The organism is Heyndrickxia sp. FSL W8-0423 (assembly GCF_038009395.1).
GTDB lineage: Bacteria > Bacillota > Bacilli > Bacillales > Bacillaceae_C > Heyndrickxia > Heyndrickxia sporothermodurans.
Genome location: NZ_JBBPBE010000001.1, coordinates 3,828,379 through 3,846,455, shown reverse-complemented (window position 1 = coordinate 3,846,455; position 18,077 = coordinate 3,828,379). Strand labels below are relative to the sequence as shown.

Here is an 18,077-nt window from a genome sequence, read left to right as displayed (position 1 = left end):
AGATGGGTTTTGGTTTTGGAGGAGCTCCGTGGTGTCGACATCATGTGGTCCAGCCTGTTGCACGACCACCATTTAATTTTGCGTTAATCGTAGTCCTATTTATCCTGCTTATTATTGTAGGTGCAGCTGTTTGTATGTAATGAAATGATGGAGTAAAAAAGGGGGTTGTCTGATGCTTTGCTTTTCAGACAACCCCTTTTGCTCTTTAGTAGCCGGCACTATCTAGAAATTCTCTCACCTGCTCAGGGCTTTTCGCATTAGCACTATGAAGATGATGAGTTTTTTCTCCGTTTTGATAAATTAATAAACTTGGGATTCCCATAACATTATATTTTTCAGCTAGCTCAGGGAAGTTATCTCGATTAATTTCATACCATTTATATTGTCCATAATCATTGATAATGTCGTCAATGAACATATTTAGTCGTGTACAATCTGGACACCATCCAGCATAAAACTTAACGATGACTGGATTAGAGCCTGATATAGCTGCTTCAAAATCTTCAAGAGTCTTAATCTCTTCCATAAATATTACCTCCATATGACCATGTTTTTTGTACTATTAGTATTGTATAGATAGTTGCGATTTCATACAATGATTTAGCTTATGTTAGTTGGCTGGAAGCAGATTATAATATACAATAGTATTCTTGGAACAAATTGTTTCTTTGTCCCATTGACATGATTCAGTATAATGGTAGTATGTGTTTTTAATGACTTTTTTAGATTTACTTAGGAGACGAGGATAGTATGACTTCGCAAAAAGGAAAAACTTCAAAAATAGATTATGGCCTTGTGTTGACACTTATGCTAATGTGCTTAGTTAGTTTAATCTCTATCTACGGTGCACAAAAAGCTGGACAATTAAATGAAAATTACTTAGTAAAACAGGTCATCTGGTATGTAGTTGGCGTTTGTATTATTGCTGTGTCCATCCATTTTGATTCTGATCAACTAAAAAAGTTATCATGGTATCTTTACGCATTCGGAATTGTTTTGTTAGGATTTTTAATTATTGCTCCTGAAAGTATTGCCCATGTAACAAAGGGGCAAAAAAGTTGGTTTACCGTGCCGTTTATGGGAACCTTTCAGCCTTCGGAAGTCGTGAAAGTTTTCGTTATAATCGCATTAGCACGAACGATTGTTGATCATCATGATAAATTTCTTATTAAGACAGTCAAGACGGATTTTTGGTTGTTAATTAAACTAGGCTTAGTTGCCGGACTGCCACTGGCCTTAATTATGCAACAGCCTGATTTAGGAACAGCTTTAGTAGTTGTTTCGATTTTATTAGGAATCATCTTTGTATCAGGGATTACTTGGAAATTACTGCTACCGATTTTTGGTGGTGGTGGTTTAGTAGCCGGTATAATCCTTTATTTCGTTATTTGGATGCCCCAAGTTTTAGAAAAATATTTACATGTTAAACCTTATCAATTTAATCGTATTTATTCATGGCTTGACCCGTATAAATATAAAAGTGATTCAGGATATCAATTAATCAATTCGCTACTTGCCATAGGTTCTGGACAAACACTCGGCAAAGGATTTAACATTAGTGAAGTAGATATACCTGAGAGACAGACCGATTTTATATTTAGTATGATTGGTGAAAATTTTGGATTTATCGGTGCAAGTGTTGTTGTCAGCTTATTTTTTATGTTGATTTACCATATTACTAAAGCTAGTTTAGAAACTAAAAATAACTTTTATTCCTATATTTGTGCTGGGGTGATCGCAATGATTACTTTCCATGTGTTTGAAAATATCGGAATGACGATTGGACTACTGCCAATAACGGGTATTCCTTTACCATTTATTAGTTATGGGGGAAGTTCGTTAATGGGAAATATGCTTGCTATTGGTCTCATCTTTTCCATACGCTATCATTATAAAAAATATATGTTTGGTACAGAAAAGTAAAAAAGCTTCCGGAGAAAACTATTGTTTCTCCGGAAGCTTTTTTTAGACTATTGTACGGTTCCGCTTTCCAAAATGGTAACCTTTGGCTTGATCTTTATTTTCATTGTTTTATATTCATCTTCCCATTTATTGAAATTAAAGTTTCTTGTATTATTTTTAACACGAATTCCGAATCCAACAGGATCAATGCCATGTCTTTGGAAATCTTTTAACATATGGAGACATTCCTTTTTAATATCCTCTTCCATTTGCTTTTCTAACGTTTTTACAACTTTAGTTGTCACTTTTTTGCCGGAGTATTCTCGTACGATCGCATTTACTTTTATATATACAATCGCTTCAAGTGGGTTTTTCTTTATCTTTATTTTATTTTTAGAATGAATACTGCGTACGACAGCATTATATTTCCCAATTTTTACTGTTTTTGTTCCTTCACTATGCTTATCAACTAATAATTTAAAATGAAATAGATTTTTCTCATCTACTTTTTTTACTATTCTATTTCTTTTAAAAATCGCCATTCCGGATATATTTAAATCTGTATCATTCACTTTTTCGAGAACAGGTAAATAAGCATCCCGTCCCTTTTCGGCGTAAAAAGAGGCAAATAAATGGAGATTTACCTTTGGAATATCGCGATTTTTCATATTATGTGTAAGTAAATCGTGAATATACTCACTATTCCCTTCAAAACCATAATTCCCATTCAACATATCCTCTGCTTTTCCCTCTGCAATCGCTACAAATAGTCGTGAACCAATATTAGGATCACGTTGTAATGAATCAACAAGTTTGACAAATCCATGTTTAGCTAATTCCTCGCCGAATAAAACGACCCCGACCCCGCCGGTTACAAGCGGATCACTTGATCGTCTTTCTAAATTAGTAAGCACATCTTGACTCGTTTTTGCGGTGGCCGATAATGTTCGATTTTGCACCGTTTTGTCTGGCAAATATTTCACAAAAAGAAGAGTTCCTCTTAAGTGATTATTTTCCGCTAAATCATAGCCTTGTGCGGTTTCGATGTTCAACTTGTCAATTACTTGGTGCTCAACACAGCTGGTTAGTAGTGGAAAAACCAATAGAATGAATAAATATTTTTTCATATTTTCTTCTTCACCTTCTTCACCATCCATATAAGGATTAGCAATAATGGGAGGTAAATAAAATTAACAATGAATCCAAAATTACCTAATAGAGAATTTAATAAATCTATTTCTTGGCGTGTATCAAAAATTGGAATAATGCATACAGCAATAGCTCCCACAAGATAAACACCAATTCTTTGGGGGAGCCGGTACGTTTGTTTAAGCAATCGAGTGGCACACCATAAAGCGAGACAAGCATTTGGTAAAATGATTAAACACCAATTGGCAATTCCAACATATTCGAAGCGTTCTACAACGGGAAGATAAACAATTTTCCACGTTGTTAATGTTGCCCAAACGTCTTTTTGAAGTTGTCCCTCACTATAATACCCAAAAGAAATGAGAGTCGTATAAAGATAGAGGGCAGTTGTTCCTAACAATGCAGCATGTGCCCATTTTTTTGACTTTTGCTTGTCTTTGATAAAGGGATAATAAATAAGGAACGATTCATATCCCATATATGTAAGTGACATTTGTTTTGAGGCGATAATTAAGTCTTTTAATGAATGATCGAATATTGGCAAAAAGTGGTGAAAATCAGCATATGGAATCGTAAACCCAAATAAAATAATTAAATACGAAGGGAGTACAACACCAAAAAAAGCAATACCAACTACAGTTCGAAAGCCCCCTTTAACAACATAGATACAAAGCACGAGAAAAAATAATGCAAACATAAAGACATTCAGATCAGCAAACATCCAAACTTGAACAATTTCGATATAAGTACGAAGGACGATAATAATGAAAGAAGTAAAATACAAAATGAAAAACGTATTAAATATTCCCCCTATCCATTTTCCGAACACATATCGATGATTTTCCCCTAGGTCCTCTTTTCCTAGTTCTACGATCTTATACATAATCCACATAATCATATTTGTCGCTAGACCTGCGATTATGACGGAAATCCAAGCGTCATATCCGGCTGTTTTTGCAATAATTCTTTGAAAACCTAACGCACCTACACCTATTTGTACGGAGGAAATAGCGAAAAAGACGAGAGAGGGAGAAATTTTTCGGTTTTCAGGTACAGGCTGCATAGTTAAACCTCCGAAAGTAGTCTTTTTGGTGGTGTGCTTGTTGGGAAAAATAAATAAGTAATAATTATTTATTCATCGATATCTAATTTTCGTTTCGCGTCCTTTGGTGGAAAACGAACAGTGTCTTGTGTTCGTAAAAATTGAGGACGTTTCGCATTTTTATTAAAGCCTAAACGAATAATCGTATCTTTAATATCCTTTATCCTTGGTGGATAAAGCGGTTCGAAATAGGGCCTTCCTAAAGAAGTTAATCGAATTAAGTGTGTTAATAATATGCAAAAACAAAAGACGATTCCGAGTAATCCCCACATCTGTGCAAAAATTAAAAATGGAAAACGAATGAAACGAATCGTATTACCAATTTTATAAACAGGCGTCGTAAAGGAAGCCAGTGCAGCTAATGCAACAAAGATTAATAAAACATTACTTGTAAGACCAGCTTCAACGGAGGCAGTTCCAATAACGATCCCGCCCACGATACCGATTGTTTGGCCAATTTTCGTAGGTAGTCTTGCAGCTGCTTCCCGTAAAAGCTCGATTGTAATTTCCAGAACTAACGCTTCTAGTATTGGCGGCAACGGAACCCCTTGTCTGGAACTAATAAGGGTTGCCATTACAGCCCTTGGCACCATTTGATAATGATAGGTCAACGCTGCCACATATAAGGGGGTTACTAAAATCGAAAAGGTTACTGAAAAAACACGTAGTAATCTGAAAAAAGTGGCGATAATCCAGTTTAAATAATAATCCTCAAAGGATACAAAAAATTCCACAAACGTCGTTGGACCAATTAATGCATGGGGAGACCCGTCGACGATTAACACAACTTTACCTTGACCTAATACGCTTGCAGCACGGTCGGGTCGTTCTGTATCCAAAAATTGCGGAAAGGGTGATGAATGATTATCCGCTAAAAGCTGTTCTATGAATGAGCTATCGCTGATCATATCAAAATCTAGTACATCAATTCTCTGTTTAATTGTTTGAACATTTGTCATGTCAACAATTTGGTCAATATAAAGAATGGCAACTTTTGTTTTTGATAATTTTCCTACTGTTAGTTCCTCAATAATTAATTCCGGTATTGGAAGACGCTTTCTAATTAAGTTTAAATTTTGATCAATCGCTTCAACAAATGCCTCTTTCGGACCAATTACACTAAATTCGATTTCAGGCGCACTTAAAGCTCTTGTAATTTCTTTTTGCGCAGAAATAAACGCATATTTACCTTCGTCTGTTTCGATTTGTAATAAAACATAGCCGTTATATATTTTTTGATTTACTTTTGACATGTCTGTTGTTATTTCTACATCGGCAACAGGAAGGAGTTTTGAAATGTCTCCGATCGTTGCAAAATCGCCTTCTAGTAAATCTGGCAATATATCCTTTTGAATGATTTCTTCATCTATTACTGTCGAGACAAAAGTTAAGGAAAACTCCATTCCGGTTCGACTATTTATATATTTTGCTTCTTTTACATCTTGTGATTTAGGTTTTGGCGCTTCTTTTTGCTGAGCTTCTTTTTTTTGTCGCTCTTTTTCTTTTTTCCTTTGCTGTCTTAACGCATTCCTTTTTTTAAAGAAATCCATAATAATCCCCCGATTTGTAGGAAATTGATTTGATGGGATGTACCTACGTGACGTATTGTTACCAAATATCGGGTGAATATGTAAATTGGTGCAATAAATATATTAATAAAAGAAAAAAGCTGATAGTCATTAATCAGCTTTTTTCCTTCGTCATTTTAATAAGTGTATTTATATCAGTTGTTAATTGATTATATGATGGTGATTTTCCTTTTAAATTTGACTTTATTCTTTCAATTAATTTAGGGGCATTCGCATTTGTAACAGTTAATATTTGAACATGACCATCAAATGCATCGTTCATGATTCTTTTGGCATGTTCTAAATTATCATCTACATTATTGTCTATCTCTTTCCCGTTATTATTTTCAATTTTTCCGGATGACCCTTTTGTTCCACTTAATACTCGATTTTGCATATCATCATAGTGAATAGATGTATTTTCCTGTTTCGCTCTTGCTAAGATAACAGTGTCATCAAGAACAAAAACTTTAATACCTGGAATTCCTTCACCAGCTAAACGAGATTCTAAATGAGAAGAAATACCTCCGTCATGTAAACTCGAACTTCCTATTAAGCTATAGACATTGGATCCGGGACCACTTGTAATCTCTCCATGTTGATTGGTTGTTAACTTTTTTGAACGATCCGTACTTGGAATGACATTCATATCCCGGTCGTTATGCGTCGATACATTCATAGGGTGTTGAGTATTCCTTTTTCCTTGTTGTCTATCGTTAGCACCTTGTTGACTAGTACAAGCTGCTAAGACAAGAAGTACTCCGACAAAAGGAACCAACCATTTGCTTCGCGTTTTTTTCACTCTGTTTCCCTCCTAAATAGAAATTATTTCAAAAATAAGGTTCCCAAATTTTAATTATTTATGAGTAGTAGTTTTGTGTATATTTAAATATTTTTGGAACATATTAAAAAAAACCATGATAGTCATTAAAAATCTTTTTCGACTATTAAATAAATTTTTATCATGGATGAATTCAGGAGGTGGACCAGATGGTTGATGAAACAAAAAAGGAGATTCCAGAATCACAATCCCGACGTAAGTTTATTCGAAACACTGGTTATGTTGTTGGAGGTGTTGTAGTAGGAGGAGCAGTAGGAAGCCTATTACCATTTGGTAACAAAACGAAAGAAATCAATAATAATAAAATTTCTCCAACAAAGGCAGAAAATTTTAACCAAGCCCTAATGTACTTTACTCAAGAGCAATTTAATATTGTTCAAGCAGCGACGGAAAGGATATTTCCTGAGGATGAGAATGGACCGGGAGCAAAAGCTTTAGGAGTTGCCTTTTTTATCGATCACCAGCTCGCAGGCGATTGGGGATTTAATTCAAGAGATTATATGCAAGGCCCGTTTTATAAAGGTGAAAAAGTCCAGGGGTATCAAGGTAGATTAAAACGTAGAGAAATATTTGATATCGCATTACAAGAAATGCAAAACCACAGTATGGCTAAATATAAGAAAAAATTTACTGATCTTTCTGGGGATGAACAAGATGCAATCCTTAAAGATTTTGAAGGAGATAAGGTGAATATAACAACGATTTCACCGAGTGGGTTTTTTAATATTCTAAGAAGTAGCACGTTAGAAGGGGTATATAGTGACCCATTATATGGTGGAAATATGAATATGGCCGGTTGGAAAATGAAGAATTATCCTGGCAACCAAATGGCTTATTCCGAGATCATCGAAAAAGGTTACAAAAAAATAGCACCACAAAGTCTGCGAGACCATTTGGCGCATTAAAAAAGAGGTGATTAGTATGGTGAAAAAATTGCCAAAAGTAGATGTTGTGATTATAGGTGTTGGTTGGTCAGGTGGGATTATTGCATCTGAGCTTACTAAAAAGGGATTAAATGTCGTTGGTTTGGAAAGAGGAAAAGAAAGAAAAACGGAAGATTACTATATGGTTCATGATGAATTAAGGTATGCCTTAAGATATGAGTTAATGCAAGATCTATCAAAAGAAACGATTACATTTAGAGGGAATGAAAGAACGAGAGCCCTTCCCATGAGACAATATGGATCCTTTTTACTAGGTGATGGCTTAGGAGGAGCTGGAGTACATTGGAATGGACAAACGTTTCGATTTCTACCATATGATTTTGAAATCCGTAGTAAAACAATTGAAAAGTATGGAAAAAACAAAATACCAAAAGGTATGACAATTCAGGATTGGGGCATTACATATGATGAACTTGAACCTTACTATGATCGTTTTGAAAAAATAGCAGGTATTTCTGGCGAAGAGAATCCTTTAGGTGGAAAACGTTCAGCTAAATACCCAACAGCACCAATGAAAAAATCTCCGCAAATGAAGGATTTTGAAAATGCGGCAAAGAAATTAAAGCTTCATCCTTACGTGGTTCCTTCGGCAAACTTGTCGGAATCATATACAAATCCTGACGGTATTTCAAGAGCGGCTTGCCAATATTGTGGATATTGTGAACGATTTGGTTGTGAGTATGGAGCCAAAGCAGATCCAGTTGTAACAGTTATTCCAGTGGCGAAAAAAACAGGGAAATTTGAAATAAGAACCCATTCCAATGTTAGAAGAATTTTGCATAGTGGAAATAAAGCGACAGGAGTCATGTATACTGATGTCACCACTGGAGAAGACATTGAACAACCAGCAGATATAGTAGTCTTGACAGGTTTTGTATTTAATAATGTAAGATTATTGTTAATGTCAAATGTTGGGAGACCATATAATCCGAGTAATGGAACAGGAGTAATTGGCAAAAACTATGCCTATCAGGTAGCAAAGGGTGGAGCAGTTGGATTTTTTGATGATAAAGAATTTAATACCTTTGCAGGAGCGGGTGCTTTAGGTGTAACTTTAGATGATTATAATGGAGACAATTTTGATCATTCAAATTTGGACTTTATTCACGGTGGAATGATCCAATATAATCAGTCTGGCATGCGTCCTATTCAAAACAATGCTGTTCCATCAGGCACACCAACATGGGGAAAGGATTTCAAAAAAACATCGATAAAATATGCGAATAGATATTTATCAGTAGGTTCACAAGGTTCTTCCATGCCTTTTCAACATCATTTTCTCGATCTAGACCCAACCTATAAGGACGTATATGGAGATCCGTTAATTCGAATCACTTTTGACTTTGAAGAGCAGGATCAAAATCTAGCCAAATTTTTAGCGGGAAAATGTGGGGATATATTAAAGGAAATGGGGGCTAACCATGTTGATGTATTAAAGGAGTTAGGTCCATATGAAATAACAACCTACCAATCTACACATAATACCGGAGGTGTCATTATGGGGGCTGACCCTAATACATCTGCAGTAAATAATTATTTACAAATGTGGGATATGGAAAATTTATTTGTTGTCGGTGCCTCTGCTTTCGCTCATAACTCCGGCTATAACCCAACTGGAACAGTTGGTGCATTATCTTACAGAGCGGCAGAAGGAATCTTAAAATACCACAAAAAAGGTGGATCATTAGTTTAAGAAGGGAAGTGTTGAGATGTTATCAAATATTGGTATTCCGGGTCTAATCATTATTTTGGTCATTACATTAATTATATTTGGACCAAAGAAGCTGCCAGAAATCGGATCAGCCTTTGGGAAAACATTATCAGAATTTAAACGGACAGCGAATTCAATTATGAGTGATGAGGTAACAGAGGAAAAAACAACAAAGGAAACTCATCCTAAAGGATGAGTTTCCTACTAAATTTAGAAGAAGGAGATGATTGTATTGTCAGAGGATCTCCCAATTGAAGTGGAAAAAGAGGAAACGGCTTTGGACCATTTTACGGAACTAAGAAGGATTTTGCTTTGGTCTGCTTTTTTCTTTGCTATTATGTTTGTGACCTTTCTTGTTTTTATGCCTAAAGTTCTTCCTTTATTAGCTAATGGCTACAAGATTGTACTGATGGGGCCATTAGATGTGATTCGCTTTTACACGGGTGTTTCAGGTGCATTAGCATTGGGCCTAACAACTCCATTCCTCGGATACCAAATTTGGAGATTTGTAAAGCCTGGCTTAACCCCGACAGAAAGTAAAGTGACACTCACTTATGTGCCAGCTATCACGGCCAGTTTTTTGACGGGTATTGCCTTCGGCTACTTTATCGTTTTCCCTGTATTATTTAAGTTTCTCATGAATCTTGGAGAAAAATCGTTTGATGTTCTAATTACTGCAAGAGAATACTTTCTTTTTTTACTAACATCAACATTGTCTTTAGGATTTCTTTTTGAATTGCCGATTGTGATGGTCTTTTTAACATCTGTTGGCATGTTAACTCCGGTAAAATTAAAACAAGTTCGAAAATATGCGTATATCTTGCTTGCAGTCATTTCAGCACTGATCACACCACCGGACTTTATAAGTCAAATATTAGTGCTGACTCCATTAATGGCTCTATATGAACTTGGGATACTATTATCCGTTGTTTCATTTAAAAAGAGGCAGAAACGAGTTGAACCTGCAATCACATGACAAAACCCGCATATTTGCGGGTTTTGTCATGTAATATTTATTTTCCAAGAAAGATTTTCTCAATATCATCTAACATGAGATTAGCAGCAAGAACGCCACCGGCCGTATTCCATATATCATCGTTTACTTTATGAACATTTCCAGCTTTAGCAACTTTTAAGTTTTTAAATAGCGGATCATTGATCCATTCTTTTTCAACAGCAGCAACTTCACCATCACCTGCGGGCTCATATGTGAAGTAGAAAAGTATATCCCCATCCATTGCCGGAATGCGTTCTTTCGTTAGGTTTCTTTCGGCAAAGTCATTTTTGTTTTGGTCGCCAGGACGGGCAAATCCTAACTCATCCAAAATAACACCGGAGAATGTATCCTTATGATAAATACGGACATCACCAGGCATAAAACGAACCATTGAAACTTTCATTTTTAATTTATCGCCTAATTTTTCTTTTAAGTCAGCAATTCGTTGATCATATTGCTGAATAACTTCTTTTCCTTTTTCTTCTTTATTTAATGCTTTTGCATAAAGTTCAAAGTTTTCTTTCCAATCGCCGCGCAACGTTTCGGCAAATACAGTTGGAGCGATTGCACTTAGTTGATTATAGATTTTTTCTTGGCGCATTTTATTTCCAATAATAAGATCTGGATGTAGTTTTGCAATTGCCTCTACATTTACTTCACTTTCTGTACCCACGAATTCAACATCTTTCATTTGATCGCTGATATGTTTATACCATGGATCACCTGTCCATGATTGAACCGCACCAACAGGCGTTACCCCCATCGCTAAAAGAGCTTCAGTTCCTTCGTTTGTTAAAATAACCACACGTTTTGGTGTTCCTTTTATCGGTGTTTTTCCCATTGCATGTTCCACTGTATAACTGGATCCGCTATTTTTTTCTGTATCCTTATTTGTTTCTTTGCTAGCTTCATTTTTATTGCCGCACGCAGCAAGGGCGAATAGGGCCATTATCGCTACTAGCGAAACAAAAAAACGCATTTTTTTCATCGTATGTACCTCCACAGTTTATATGAATGATAATCGTTATCAATTACATACTAATCTTATCAGATGTTAGAAAGTTGTCAATAACTAAATGAAAATGATTTTCAAAGTCATTGACTAACTGAGAATCTTTCTCTACACTAAATAGTAGATATTATTGAAGAGGAACAGTGAAAATGGTTCTAAAGAAAAATTGGCAAAAATTATTTGCAATGATCATCGCTACTATTATTTTGTTGCTGTTAATTGGGATGAGTATTGTTTTTGGATATACGGGGATTTCTATAAAAACAGCAATTCAATCCTTTATGGATTTCAATGGTTCAAATGAGCATGTCATAATTACTTCGGTTCGGTTGCCAAGGGCACTGATTGCAGCAGCAGTAGGTGCATGCTTAGCAATGTCCGGGGTGATTATGCAAACATTAACAAAAAATCCGCTTGCTGCTCCAGAAATTCTCGGATTAAACGCGGGAGCAAGTTTTGCAGTTGTATTAGCTGTTACCTTGTTTCACTTTTCGAGTCTGCAAGCATTTGCATGGGCATCATTTACTGGTGCAGCGATTGCGACAATTGGTGTATTTCTTATTGGATCGGTTGGCAATGAGGGACTGACTCCGATGAAATTAACACTAGCCGGTGCAGCCATAGCTGCGCTATTTGCTTCATTTACCCAAGGGCTATTGTCTATAAATGAGGCTGCATTAGAGCAAGTTCTTTTTTGGCTTGCTGGATCTGTTGCAAATAGAAAATTAGACATTTTAACATCTGTTTTCCCTTATATGCTTATTGGATGGATAATCGCATTGGTTTTTGCAAAAAAAATGAATGTATTATCGATGGGGGAGGACGTTGCGAAAGGATTAGGTCTAAAGACGGGCTTAGTGAAGATTGGTTCAGGGGTAGTCGTTATTTTGTTAGCAGGGAGTGCAGTTGCTGTTGCTGGACCAATTGGATTTGTTGGAATTGTTATTCCGCATATTGCCAGAAAAATAATTGGCATTGATCATCGTTGGTTGCTTCCATTATCCGGAATTTTAGGTGGCGTATTATTAGTAGCGGCAGACATTGCATCAAGATATGTGATTATGCCTCAAGAGGTGCCAGTTGGTGTGATGACGGCCATCATTGGGGTTCCATTTTTTATTTATATTGCTAGAAGGGGGTTTAATGGACGATGAGTCAATTCAAAAATCTTCGTCTTTTTAAAGGGAAAATCTCCTTTTTAGTTGATCTTCGTGCAACTTGGACTATCTTGATTTTGTTTATCGTGACTTTACTTGCACTCGTTATAAGTACAGGTTTAGGGGATATGAATATTAATCCGATAAATGTTGTTAAAACATTTTTCGGAGGTGGTTCAAGCATTGAGCAGTTAGTTGTATTAAAGTTTCGGTTACCAAGAATTCTTGTTGCAATGTTTGTAGGTATTGCATTAGCAATGGCAGGGGGAATTTTACAAGGAATTATCCGGAATCCATTAGCATCACCGGATATTATCGGAATAACTGGTGGGGCAGGTGCAGCCGTTGTTTCCTTTCTAGCCATTTTTAGTAATAAAGATAATAGTTTGACAGTGAGTATAGGCTGGATGCCAATTGCAGCTTTCCTTGGGGCAACAATCGTGGCATTTCTGGTATATTTTTTAGCTTGGAAAGATGGCGTTTCTCCCATAAGATTAGTATTAATAGGAATTGGAATTTCCGCTGTGATGAAAGCTATCACTACATTATTAATGTTAGTTGGACCTATTTATCGGGCAAGTGAGGCGAATATTTGGTTAACAGGTACCGTAAACGGATCCAGCTGGGGGAATGTTAAAGTTATTGTCCCATGGGTGCTAATACTGACGTTAATTTCCTTTTTATCCGCCCGAAAAATCAATGTACAAGAGTTTGGTGATGAACTCGCGACTGGTGTTGGAAGTCACGTTCAACGCCAACGATTTTTTCTTTTACTATTAAGTACGGCTTTAGTTGGTGCCGCTGTTGCATTTGGTGGGGGAATTGGCTTTGTTGGTTTAATGGCTCCACATATTGCGAGAAGACTTGTCGGTTCTTCCTTTGGTGTTTTATTGCCTGCATCAGCCTGTATCGGCGGAATTTTGGTCATGGTGGCGGATTTAATCGGACGTACCGTATTTACGCCGCTTGAAGTGCCGGCTGGAGTGTTTACTGCCGCGATTGGGGCACCGTATTTTATCTATTTATTATTTAAATCAAAGTCTGCATAAAAGGAGTGGGCATGATGAATGAAACAATTCAAGCAAAATCATTAACATTAGGTTATGGTGATTCGATTATTATAGATGAGTTAAATTTGAGTATTCCTAAAGGGGAAATTACCGTTTTCATTGGTGGGAATGGCTGTGGAAAATCGACTTTATTACGATCAATGGCACGTTTATTAAAACCGGAATCAGGTTCCGTTTTATTAGCTGGGAAAGAGATTGCTAAGCTCCCGACAAAAGAGGTAGCGAAAAATTTATCAATTCTCCCGCAAACACCAATAGCCCCGGAAGGATTAACAGTGCTGCAACTTGTAAAACAAGGACGATTTCCATACCAGTCATGGCTTAAACAATGGTCGAATGAAGACGAAGAAATTGTCATGCGCGCTCTAAAAGCTACTCGTATGGTTGAATTTAAAGATCGACCTGTCGATGAACTATCGGGAGGACAGCGACAAAGAGCATGGATTGCCATGACACTTGCTCAAGATACGGAGGTTATTCTACTAGATGAACCGACAACCTATCTTGATATGACTCATCAAATTGAAATTCTTGATTTATTATTTGAATTAAATGAACAAGAAAACAGAACGATTGTTATGGTGCTGCATGATTTAAATTTAGCGTGCAGATATGCACATAATATTGTTGCGATTCGTGATAAGAAAGTATATGCCCAAGGAACGCCGGAATCCGTGATTAGTTGCCAAATGGTTCGAGATGTTTTCGATATGGATTGTCAAGTATCAATGGATCCACTTTTTGGTACACCATTATGTATTCCACACGGTAAAGGCCGTTGCATATTAAAAGGCGGGGAGATTAATGCCATCTAGTTTATCATCGGAGCTTTCAAACTATCGATATATTGATGAAATAAAGAGTACGCATTCGTTTATAAACGGTAAAGATTTTTTCGATAGTGAAAAGCTCCCTGCTCATTTAGTGAAAATTGGAGCGCAAATGGGGTCCCCGACAAATAAAATAACGGCTTCCATGATTGTGAAGCGAATGGCATTTTATGGGGTCATTCATTTATATGCGATGAGTGTATGGAATAAAAGGTTAGTTGTGGATATAGATGAACTGAAAGTAGTTGAAAATCCGGGAGATCCACTATGGTTACCGGAATTTTACTTTGGAGAATATACCTTTATAGATGTGGAAAATGTACGGACATTGTGGAGAGAAGAGGTCATAGCGGAAGTTTTTTCAGGATTTTTCCACCCTTTATTGGAAACATTAAGGAATGTAACACGCTTTTCAAATCTTGTTATGTGGGAGAATATCGCTATTTATATTTTTTGGTTATATGAAAGTCTTCTTAATAATGAAGAATATAATGCCCTTCATAACAGGCTTAGGGATGATTTCCATTTTATCGTCCATGAAGCGAGTCCCGCTTTATTTGGTCCTTATAAAAATAATCCACTTTCTCGCTTTGACAGTGAAAAAGTGATCCGTGAAAAGAATATCGAACCCATTCGCGTACGAAAAACATGTTGTTTTTCCAATCTTTTAGAAAAAAAGAAAAAAAGATGTTCAACCTGTCCAAATGGATGTAACATGCCTCCTATATAAAAAGAAAAGAGTGATCGTCATGGATCAGACATTTCGAGATCAGTTCGATGCATTATTAGAAAAATATACGGAGCTTTTACTTGGTGAATCGAATGATGAATTAATTGAAAAGATTAAAATGTGGGCACTTTATACATACATTGCAAAATCTATGCCTGACTTAGCAAAGCACTGGAATGCATTATATCCAAATGGAAAAGAGGAAATGAAAAAATTAATTTTTGAAATCAAGCATATGAATGATTTACATCGTGAAGCAAAAAAATAACCACTGGTATCAAACCAGTGGTTAATTCGTTACGGCTTCCATTAACAGGTCGACAATATGAACCGCTCGAACTTGTTCCGTCAACCCTTCCCGTTCTATTCCAAGTTTCATCTGCAATAAGCAGCCAGGATTTGCGGTCACAATGGTAGTTGCCTTCGTTGCCTTCGCATTCTTCATTTTTGAATCCAATATTTTCATAGACATTTCTGATTCAACGATATTATAAATTCCCGCCGATCCACAACAACGATCGGAGTCTTTCATTTCACGATAATCTGGACCAATAATTGATTGCAGTAATACTCTTGGTGCCTCAGATGTTTTCATAACATTCCTCAAATGACAAGAATCCTGATAGGTAATGATTTGTTCAGCTAATTTGAGTGAGTTATTTTTATGAAAATTCAACTCTACCAATATTTGAGTAATATCTTTTAATTTCTCCTTAAACGCCTTAGCACGTGGATACCATTCAGGATCGTTTTTTAATAAATGATCATAGTCAATAAGAAATGCGCCGCAACCACCTGCGTTTGTAATGATATAATCGGCATTCGTATGTTCAAATGCTTCAATATTGCGTTTAGCCAATTCTATTGATTTTTCCTTTTCACCGCTATGTCCATGTAACGCACCACAACAACCTTGCGTTTTCGGAATGATGATTTCACAACCTGCCTTTTGCAATAATTTAAGGGTTGCATTATTCGTTTCTAAAAACATCGTATCCATGAGACACCCAGTAAAGAAGGCAACCCTTTTTGCCTGAGTTTGCTCCGCAGGAAGGTACTCTGGACGATTCTTCATTTCTTTCATTGTCGGTACCTTTGGCAAAACTTTTTCCATTGTTGCTAAACTTTCGGGAAACAGCTTCATAAACCCAATTTTTCTCGTAACTTTTTGTAAACCGGATCGTTGATAAAAACCTAATAGGCCGGTTATCGATTGCATCCTGTTTTGATGAGGAAAAAGACCCTCAAATACCGTATTTCTAACGGCACGCACAATCGGTTTCTGCTTTTTATTTTGCTGGATAATATCTCTTGCCTCCTCTAGGAGATGGCCGTACTTTACACCAGATGGACAAACCGGCTCACATGCTCGGCAACCAAGGCAAAGACTTAAAGAACGTTCTACATCTTCATCGGGTTCAATCATCCCATCTTTTACTGCTTTCATTAGCGCAATTCGACCTCTTGGAGAGTGTATTTCCTGGAATCCTGATTCAATATAGGTTGGACAAGAAGGAAGACAAAAACCGCATCTCATACAATTTAATAATTCATCTTCATCCATTCTTTCCATGAAAACTTCTTGAATTTTCCGTTGTTCTTCTATAGTCGTCATCTCGTTACCACCACGCGTTTCCTGCTATCCTTGGCAAATACCTTTCCGGGATTCATAATATTTAATGGATCAAAACTAGCTTTAATCGCCTTCATCGCTGCAATTCCTTCTTTTCCTAGTTTCCATTCGAGATACGGTGCTTTCATCACTCCAACACCATGCTCACCTGTAATCGTTCCGCCAAGTTCGATTGCCTTTTCAAAAATCTCGGCAAATGCTTGTTCGACACGTTCAATTTCTTCTTTATTTCGTACATCAGTTAAACATGTAGGGTGTAAGTTACCATCCCCTGCATGCCCAAAGGTGCTAATATTTACACGATATTTTTCGGCAATTTCATTAATCGCACGCACCATTTTGGCAATTTCGGAACGTGGGACTGTCGCATCTTCTAAAATGGTTGTTGGTTTTAAACGCGCCAAAGCTGAAAGTGCAACCCTTCTTGCTGTTCTTAACGCATCTGCCTCTTCCTCCGAATTAGCAACTTGAACAGCCTCTGCATCTTCTTCCAAGCAAATCGCAGCCATTTTGTCCATATCCCGATTCACAACTTCAGGACTACCATCTTGCTCGATTAATAGGACTGCTTTCACATTTGTAGGTAAACCGATTTTTGCAAAATCCTCTACAGCGATTAATGTTGGCTGATCAAGAAATTCAAGTGTAGTCGGAATAATTTTGTTCGCGATAATTTTCGAGACGGAACGTGCAGCAGCTTCTAAATCTTGAAATAATGCTAGCATCGTTTTTTTCGTTTCTGGCATTGGGATTAATTTTAAGGTAGCTTCAGTAATAATTCCGAGTGTTCCTTCGGATCCAACGAAAAGCCTCGTTAAATCATATCCAGCGACATCCTTGGCTAATTTTCCACCAGTCCGGATAATATCTCCATTCGGGAGCACGATTTCTAAGGCAAGTACATAATCTCTCGTGACCCCATATTTTAACCCGCGCAACCCCCCGGAATTTTCATTTATATTTCCGCCGATCGAAGAAATTTTCATTGAACTTGGATCTGGTGGGTAGAAGAGCCCTTTTTCCTCAACGGCATGAATCATATCCAGCGTAATAATGCCAGGTTGAACGGTAATCGTTAAGTTTTCTTCATCAATTTCGATAATTTGGTTCATATGTTTAAATAATAATACAAGTCCACCTTCAGTCGGGCATGTACCAGCACAAAGGTTTGTTCCAGAACCTCTAGGAACAATGGGAACTTTACATTCACTACAAAGCTTAACAATATCGGCGACTTCCTTCGTGTTTCTAGGGGAAGCAATGATATCTGGCATTGATTGAAACTGTGGTGTAGCATCATAGGAATATACTAATCTCCCAGCCTTTGAATCATCCACATTTTCCTTGCCAACGATTTGATGAAGTCGTTCTTTGAAGGTTTGTGATAACATAATGATCCTCCTTGTGAAAAAACATCTTTATAATAGTATA

19 protein-coding genes are annotated in these 18,077 nt (G+C 36.8%); 11 read left to right on the top strand and 8 right to left on the bottom strand.

What is annotated here, in order from left to right; genetic code table 11:
• Positions 1-2: 2 nt before the first annotated feature.
• Entirely contained in the window at positions 3-140 is a 138-nt protein-coding gene (locus MKY81_RS19785) for a YjcZ family sporulation protein (protein ID WP_235598286.1), read from the top strand.
• A 65-nt stretch (positions 141-205) separates the two neighbouring features.
• Here the strand turns inward: MKY81_RS19785 and MKY81_RS19780 are convergent, their stop codons facing one another.
• A complete protein-coding gene (locus MKY81_RS19780; protein ID WP_108069931.1) occupies positions 206-526 on the bottom strand; it encodes a thioredoxin family protein in 321 nt (106 codons plus the stop codon).
• Between the two features lie 224 nt (positions 527-750).
• Between MKY81_RS19780 and MKY81_RS19775 the strand changes: the two genes are divergently transcribed.
• Positions 751-1,923 carry an FtsW/RodA/SpoVE family cell cycle protein gene (locus tag MKY81_RS19775; protein WP_108069929.1) on the top strand — a complete coding sequence of 391 codons (1,173 nt, stop codon included), beginning with the start codon at positions 751-753 and terminating at the stop codon, positions 1,921-1,923.
• Positions 1,924-1,970: 47 nt separating this feature from the next.
• Here the strand turns inward: MKY81_RS19775 and MKY81_RS19770 are convergent, their stop codons facing one another.
• The 4 genes from MKY81_RS19770 to MKY81_RS19755 all read right to left on the bottom strand — a co-directional run bounded on the left by MKY81_RS19770 (position 1,971) and on the right by MKY81_RS19755 (position 6,523).
• Positions 1,971-3,059 (bottom strand): Ger(x)C family spore germination protein, encoded by a 1,089-nt coding sequence (locus MKY81_RS19770; RefSeq protein WP_108069927.1) that lies wholly within the window; start codon positions 3,057-3,059, stop codon positions 1,971-1,973.
• A complete protein-coding gene (locus MKY81_RS19765) occupies positions 3,026-4,114 on the bottom strand; it encodes a GerAB/ArcD/ProY family transporter (RefSeq protein WP_341118600.1) in 1,089 nt (362 codons plus the stop codon). Before MKY81_RS19765 ends, MKY81_RS19770 begins: the two co-directional genes overlap by 34 nt.
• 68 nt (positions 4,115-4,182) lie before the next feature.
• Positions 4,183-5,703 carry a spore germination protein gene (locus MKY81_RS19760; RefSeq protein WP_341118599.1) on the bottom strand — a complete coding sequence of 507 codons (1,521 nt, stop codon included), beginning with the start codon at positions 5,701-5,703 and terminating at the stop codon, positions 4,183-4,185.
• A 133-nt stretch (positions 5,704-5,836) separates the two neighbouring features.
• Positions 5,837-6,523, bottom strand: a complete 687-nt coding sequence (locus MKY81_RS19755) for a hypothetical protein (protein ID WP_328007333.1) — start codon at positions 6,521-6,523, stop codon at positions 5,837-5,839.
• A gap of 188 nt (positions 6,524-6,711) precedes the next feature.
• On the opposite strand from MKY81_RS19755, the gene MKY81_RS19750 reads away from it, so the two are divergent.
• Genes MKY81_RS19750 through tatC form a run of 4 tightly spaced genes read left to right on the top strand, consistent with a single transcriptional unit; the run spans position 6,712 to position 10,193 of the window.
• Positions 6,712-7,467: a gluconate 2-dehydrogenase subunit 3 family protein gene (locus MKY81_RS19750; protein ID WP_107921286.1), complete on the top strand. Its 756-nt coding sequence runs from the start codon at positions 6,712-6,714 to the stop codon at positions 7,465-7,467.
• 16 nt (positions 7,468-7,483) lie between these two features.
• Positions 7,484-9,199, top strand: a complete 1,716-nt coding sequence (locus MKY81_RS19745) for a GMC family oxidoreductase (protein ID WP_325947509.1) — start codon at positions 7,484-7,486, stop codon at positions 9,197-9,199.
• 16 nt (positions 9,200-9,215) lie between these two features.
• A complete protein-coding gene (gene tatA, locus MKY81_RS19740; protein ID WP_325947507.1) occupies positions 9,216-9,413 on the top strand; it encodes a twin-arginine translocase TatA/TatE family subunit in 198 nt (65 codons plus the stop codon).
• A gap of 36 nt (positions 9,414-9,449) precedes the next feature.
• Positions 9,450-10,193 carry a twin-arginine translocase subunit TatC gene (gene tatC, locus MKY81_RS19735; RefSeq protein ID WP_235993089.1) on the top strand — a complete coding sequence of 248 codons (744 nt, stop codon included), beginning with the start codon at positions 9,450-9,452 and terminating at the stop codon, positions 10,191-10,193.
• Positions 10,194-10,230: 37 nt separating this feature from the next.
• Here the strand turns inward: tatC and MKY81_RS19730 are convergent, their stop codons facing one another.
• A complete protein-coding gene (locus MKY81_RS19730) occupies positions 10,231-11,202 on the bottom strand; it encodes an ABC transporter substrate-binding protein (RefSeq protein ID WP_108069910.1) in 972 nt (323 codons plus the stop codon).
• A 173-nt stretch (positions 11,203-11,375) separates the two neighbouring features.
• Between MKY81_RS19730 and MKY81_RS19725 the strand changes: the two genes are divergently transcribed.
• Genes MKY81_RS19725 through MKY81_RS19705 form a run of 5 tightly spaced genes read left to right on the top strand, consistent with a single transcriptional unit; the run spans position 11,376 to position 15,281 of the window.
• Complete coding sequence (locus MKY81_RS19725; RefSeq protein ID WP_108069908.1) at positions 11,376-12,380, top strand: FecCD family ABC transporter permease; 1,005 nt, start codon at positions 11,376-11,378, stop codon at positions 12,378-12,380.
• Positions 12,377-13,432: a FecCD family ABC transporter permease gene (locus MKY81_RS19720; protein ID WP_107921228.1), complete on the top strand. Its 1,056-nt coding sequence runs from the start codon at positions 12,377-12,379 to the stop codon at positions 13,430-13,432. Before MKY81_RS19725 ends, MKY81_RS19720 begins: the two co-directional genes overlap by 4 nt.
• An 11-nt stretch (positions 13,433-13,443) precedes the next feature.
• Entirely contained in the window at positions 13,444-14,268 is an 825-nt protein-coding gene (locus MKY81_RS19715; protein WP_373454653.1) for an ABC transporter ATP-binding protein, read from the top strand.
• On the top strand, positions 14,258-15,013 hold the full coding sequence (locus MKY81_RS19710; protein ID WP_107921230.1) for an IucA/IucC family C-terminal-domain containing protein: 756 nt from the start codon (positions 14,258-14,260) through the stop codon (positions 15,011-15,013). Before MKY81_RS19715 ends, MKY81_RS19710 begins: the two co-directional genes overlap by 11 nt.
• A 19-nt stretch (positions 15,014-15,032) precedes the next feature.
• On the top strand, positions 15,033-15,281 hold the full coding sequence (locus MKY81_RS19705; RefSeq protein ID WP_108069906.1) for a DUF2573 family protein: 249 nt from the start codon (positions 15,033-15,035) through the stop codon (positions 15,279-15,281).
• 21 nt (positions 15,282-15,302) lie between these two features.
• Here MKY81_RS19705 and MKY81_RS19700 read toward each other — a convergent pair whose 3' ends face one another.
• On the bottom strand, positions 15,303-16,628 hold the full coding sequence (locus tag MKY81_RS19700; protein ID WP_108069904.1) for a (Fe-S)-binding protein: 1,326 nt from the start codon (positions 16,626-16,628) through the stop codon (positions 15,303-15,305).
• Positions 16,625-18,037, bottom strand: a complete 1,413-nt coding sequence (gene glcD / locus MKY81_RS19695) for a glycolate oxidase subunit GlcD (RefSeq protein ID WP_341118596.1) — start codon at positions 18,035-18,037, stop codon at positions 16,625-16,627. The genes MKY81_RS19700 and glcD overlap by 4 nt, the downstream gene beginning before the upstream one ends.
• Between the last annotated feature and the right edge of the window lie 40 nt (positions 18,038-18,077).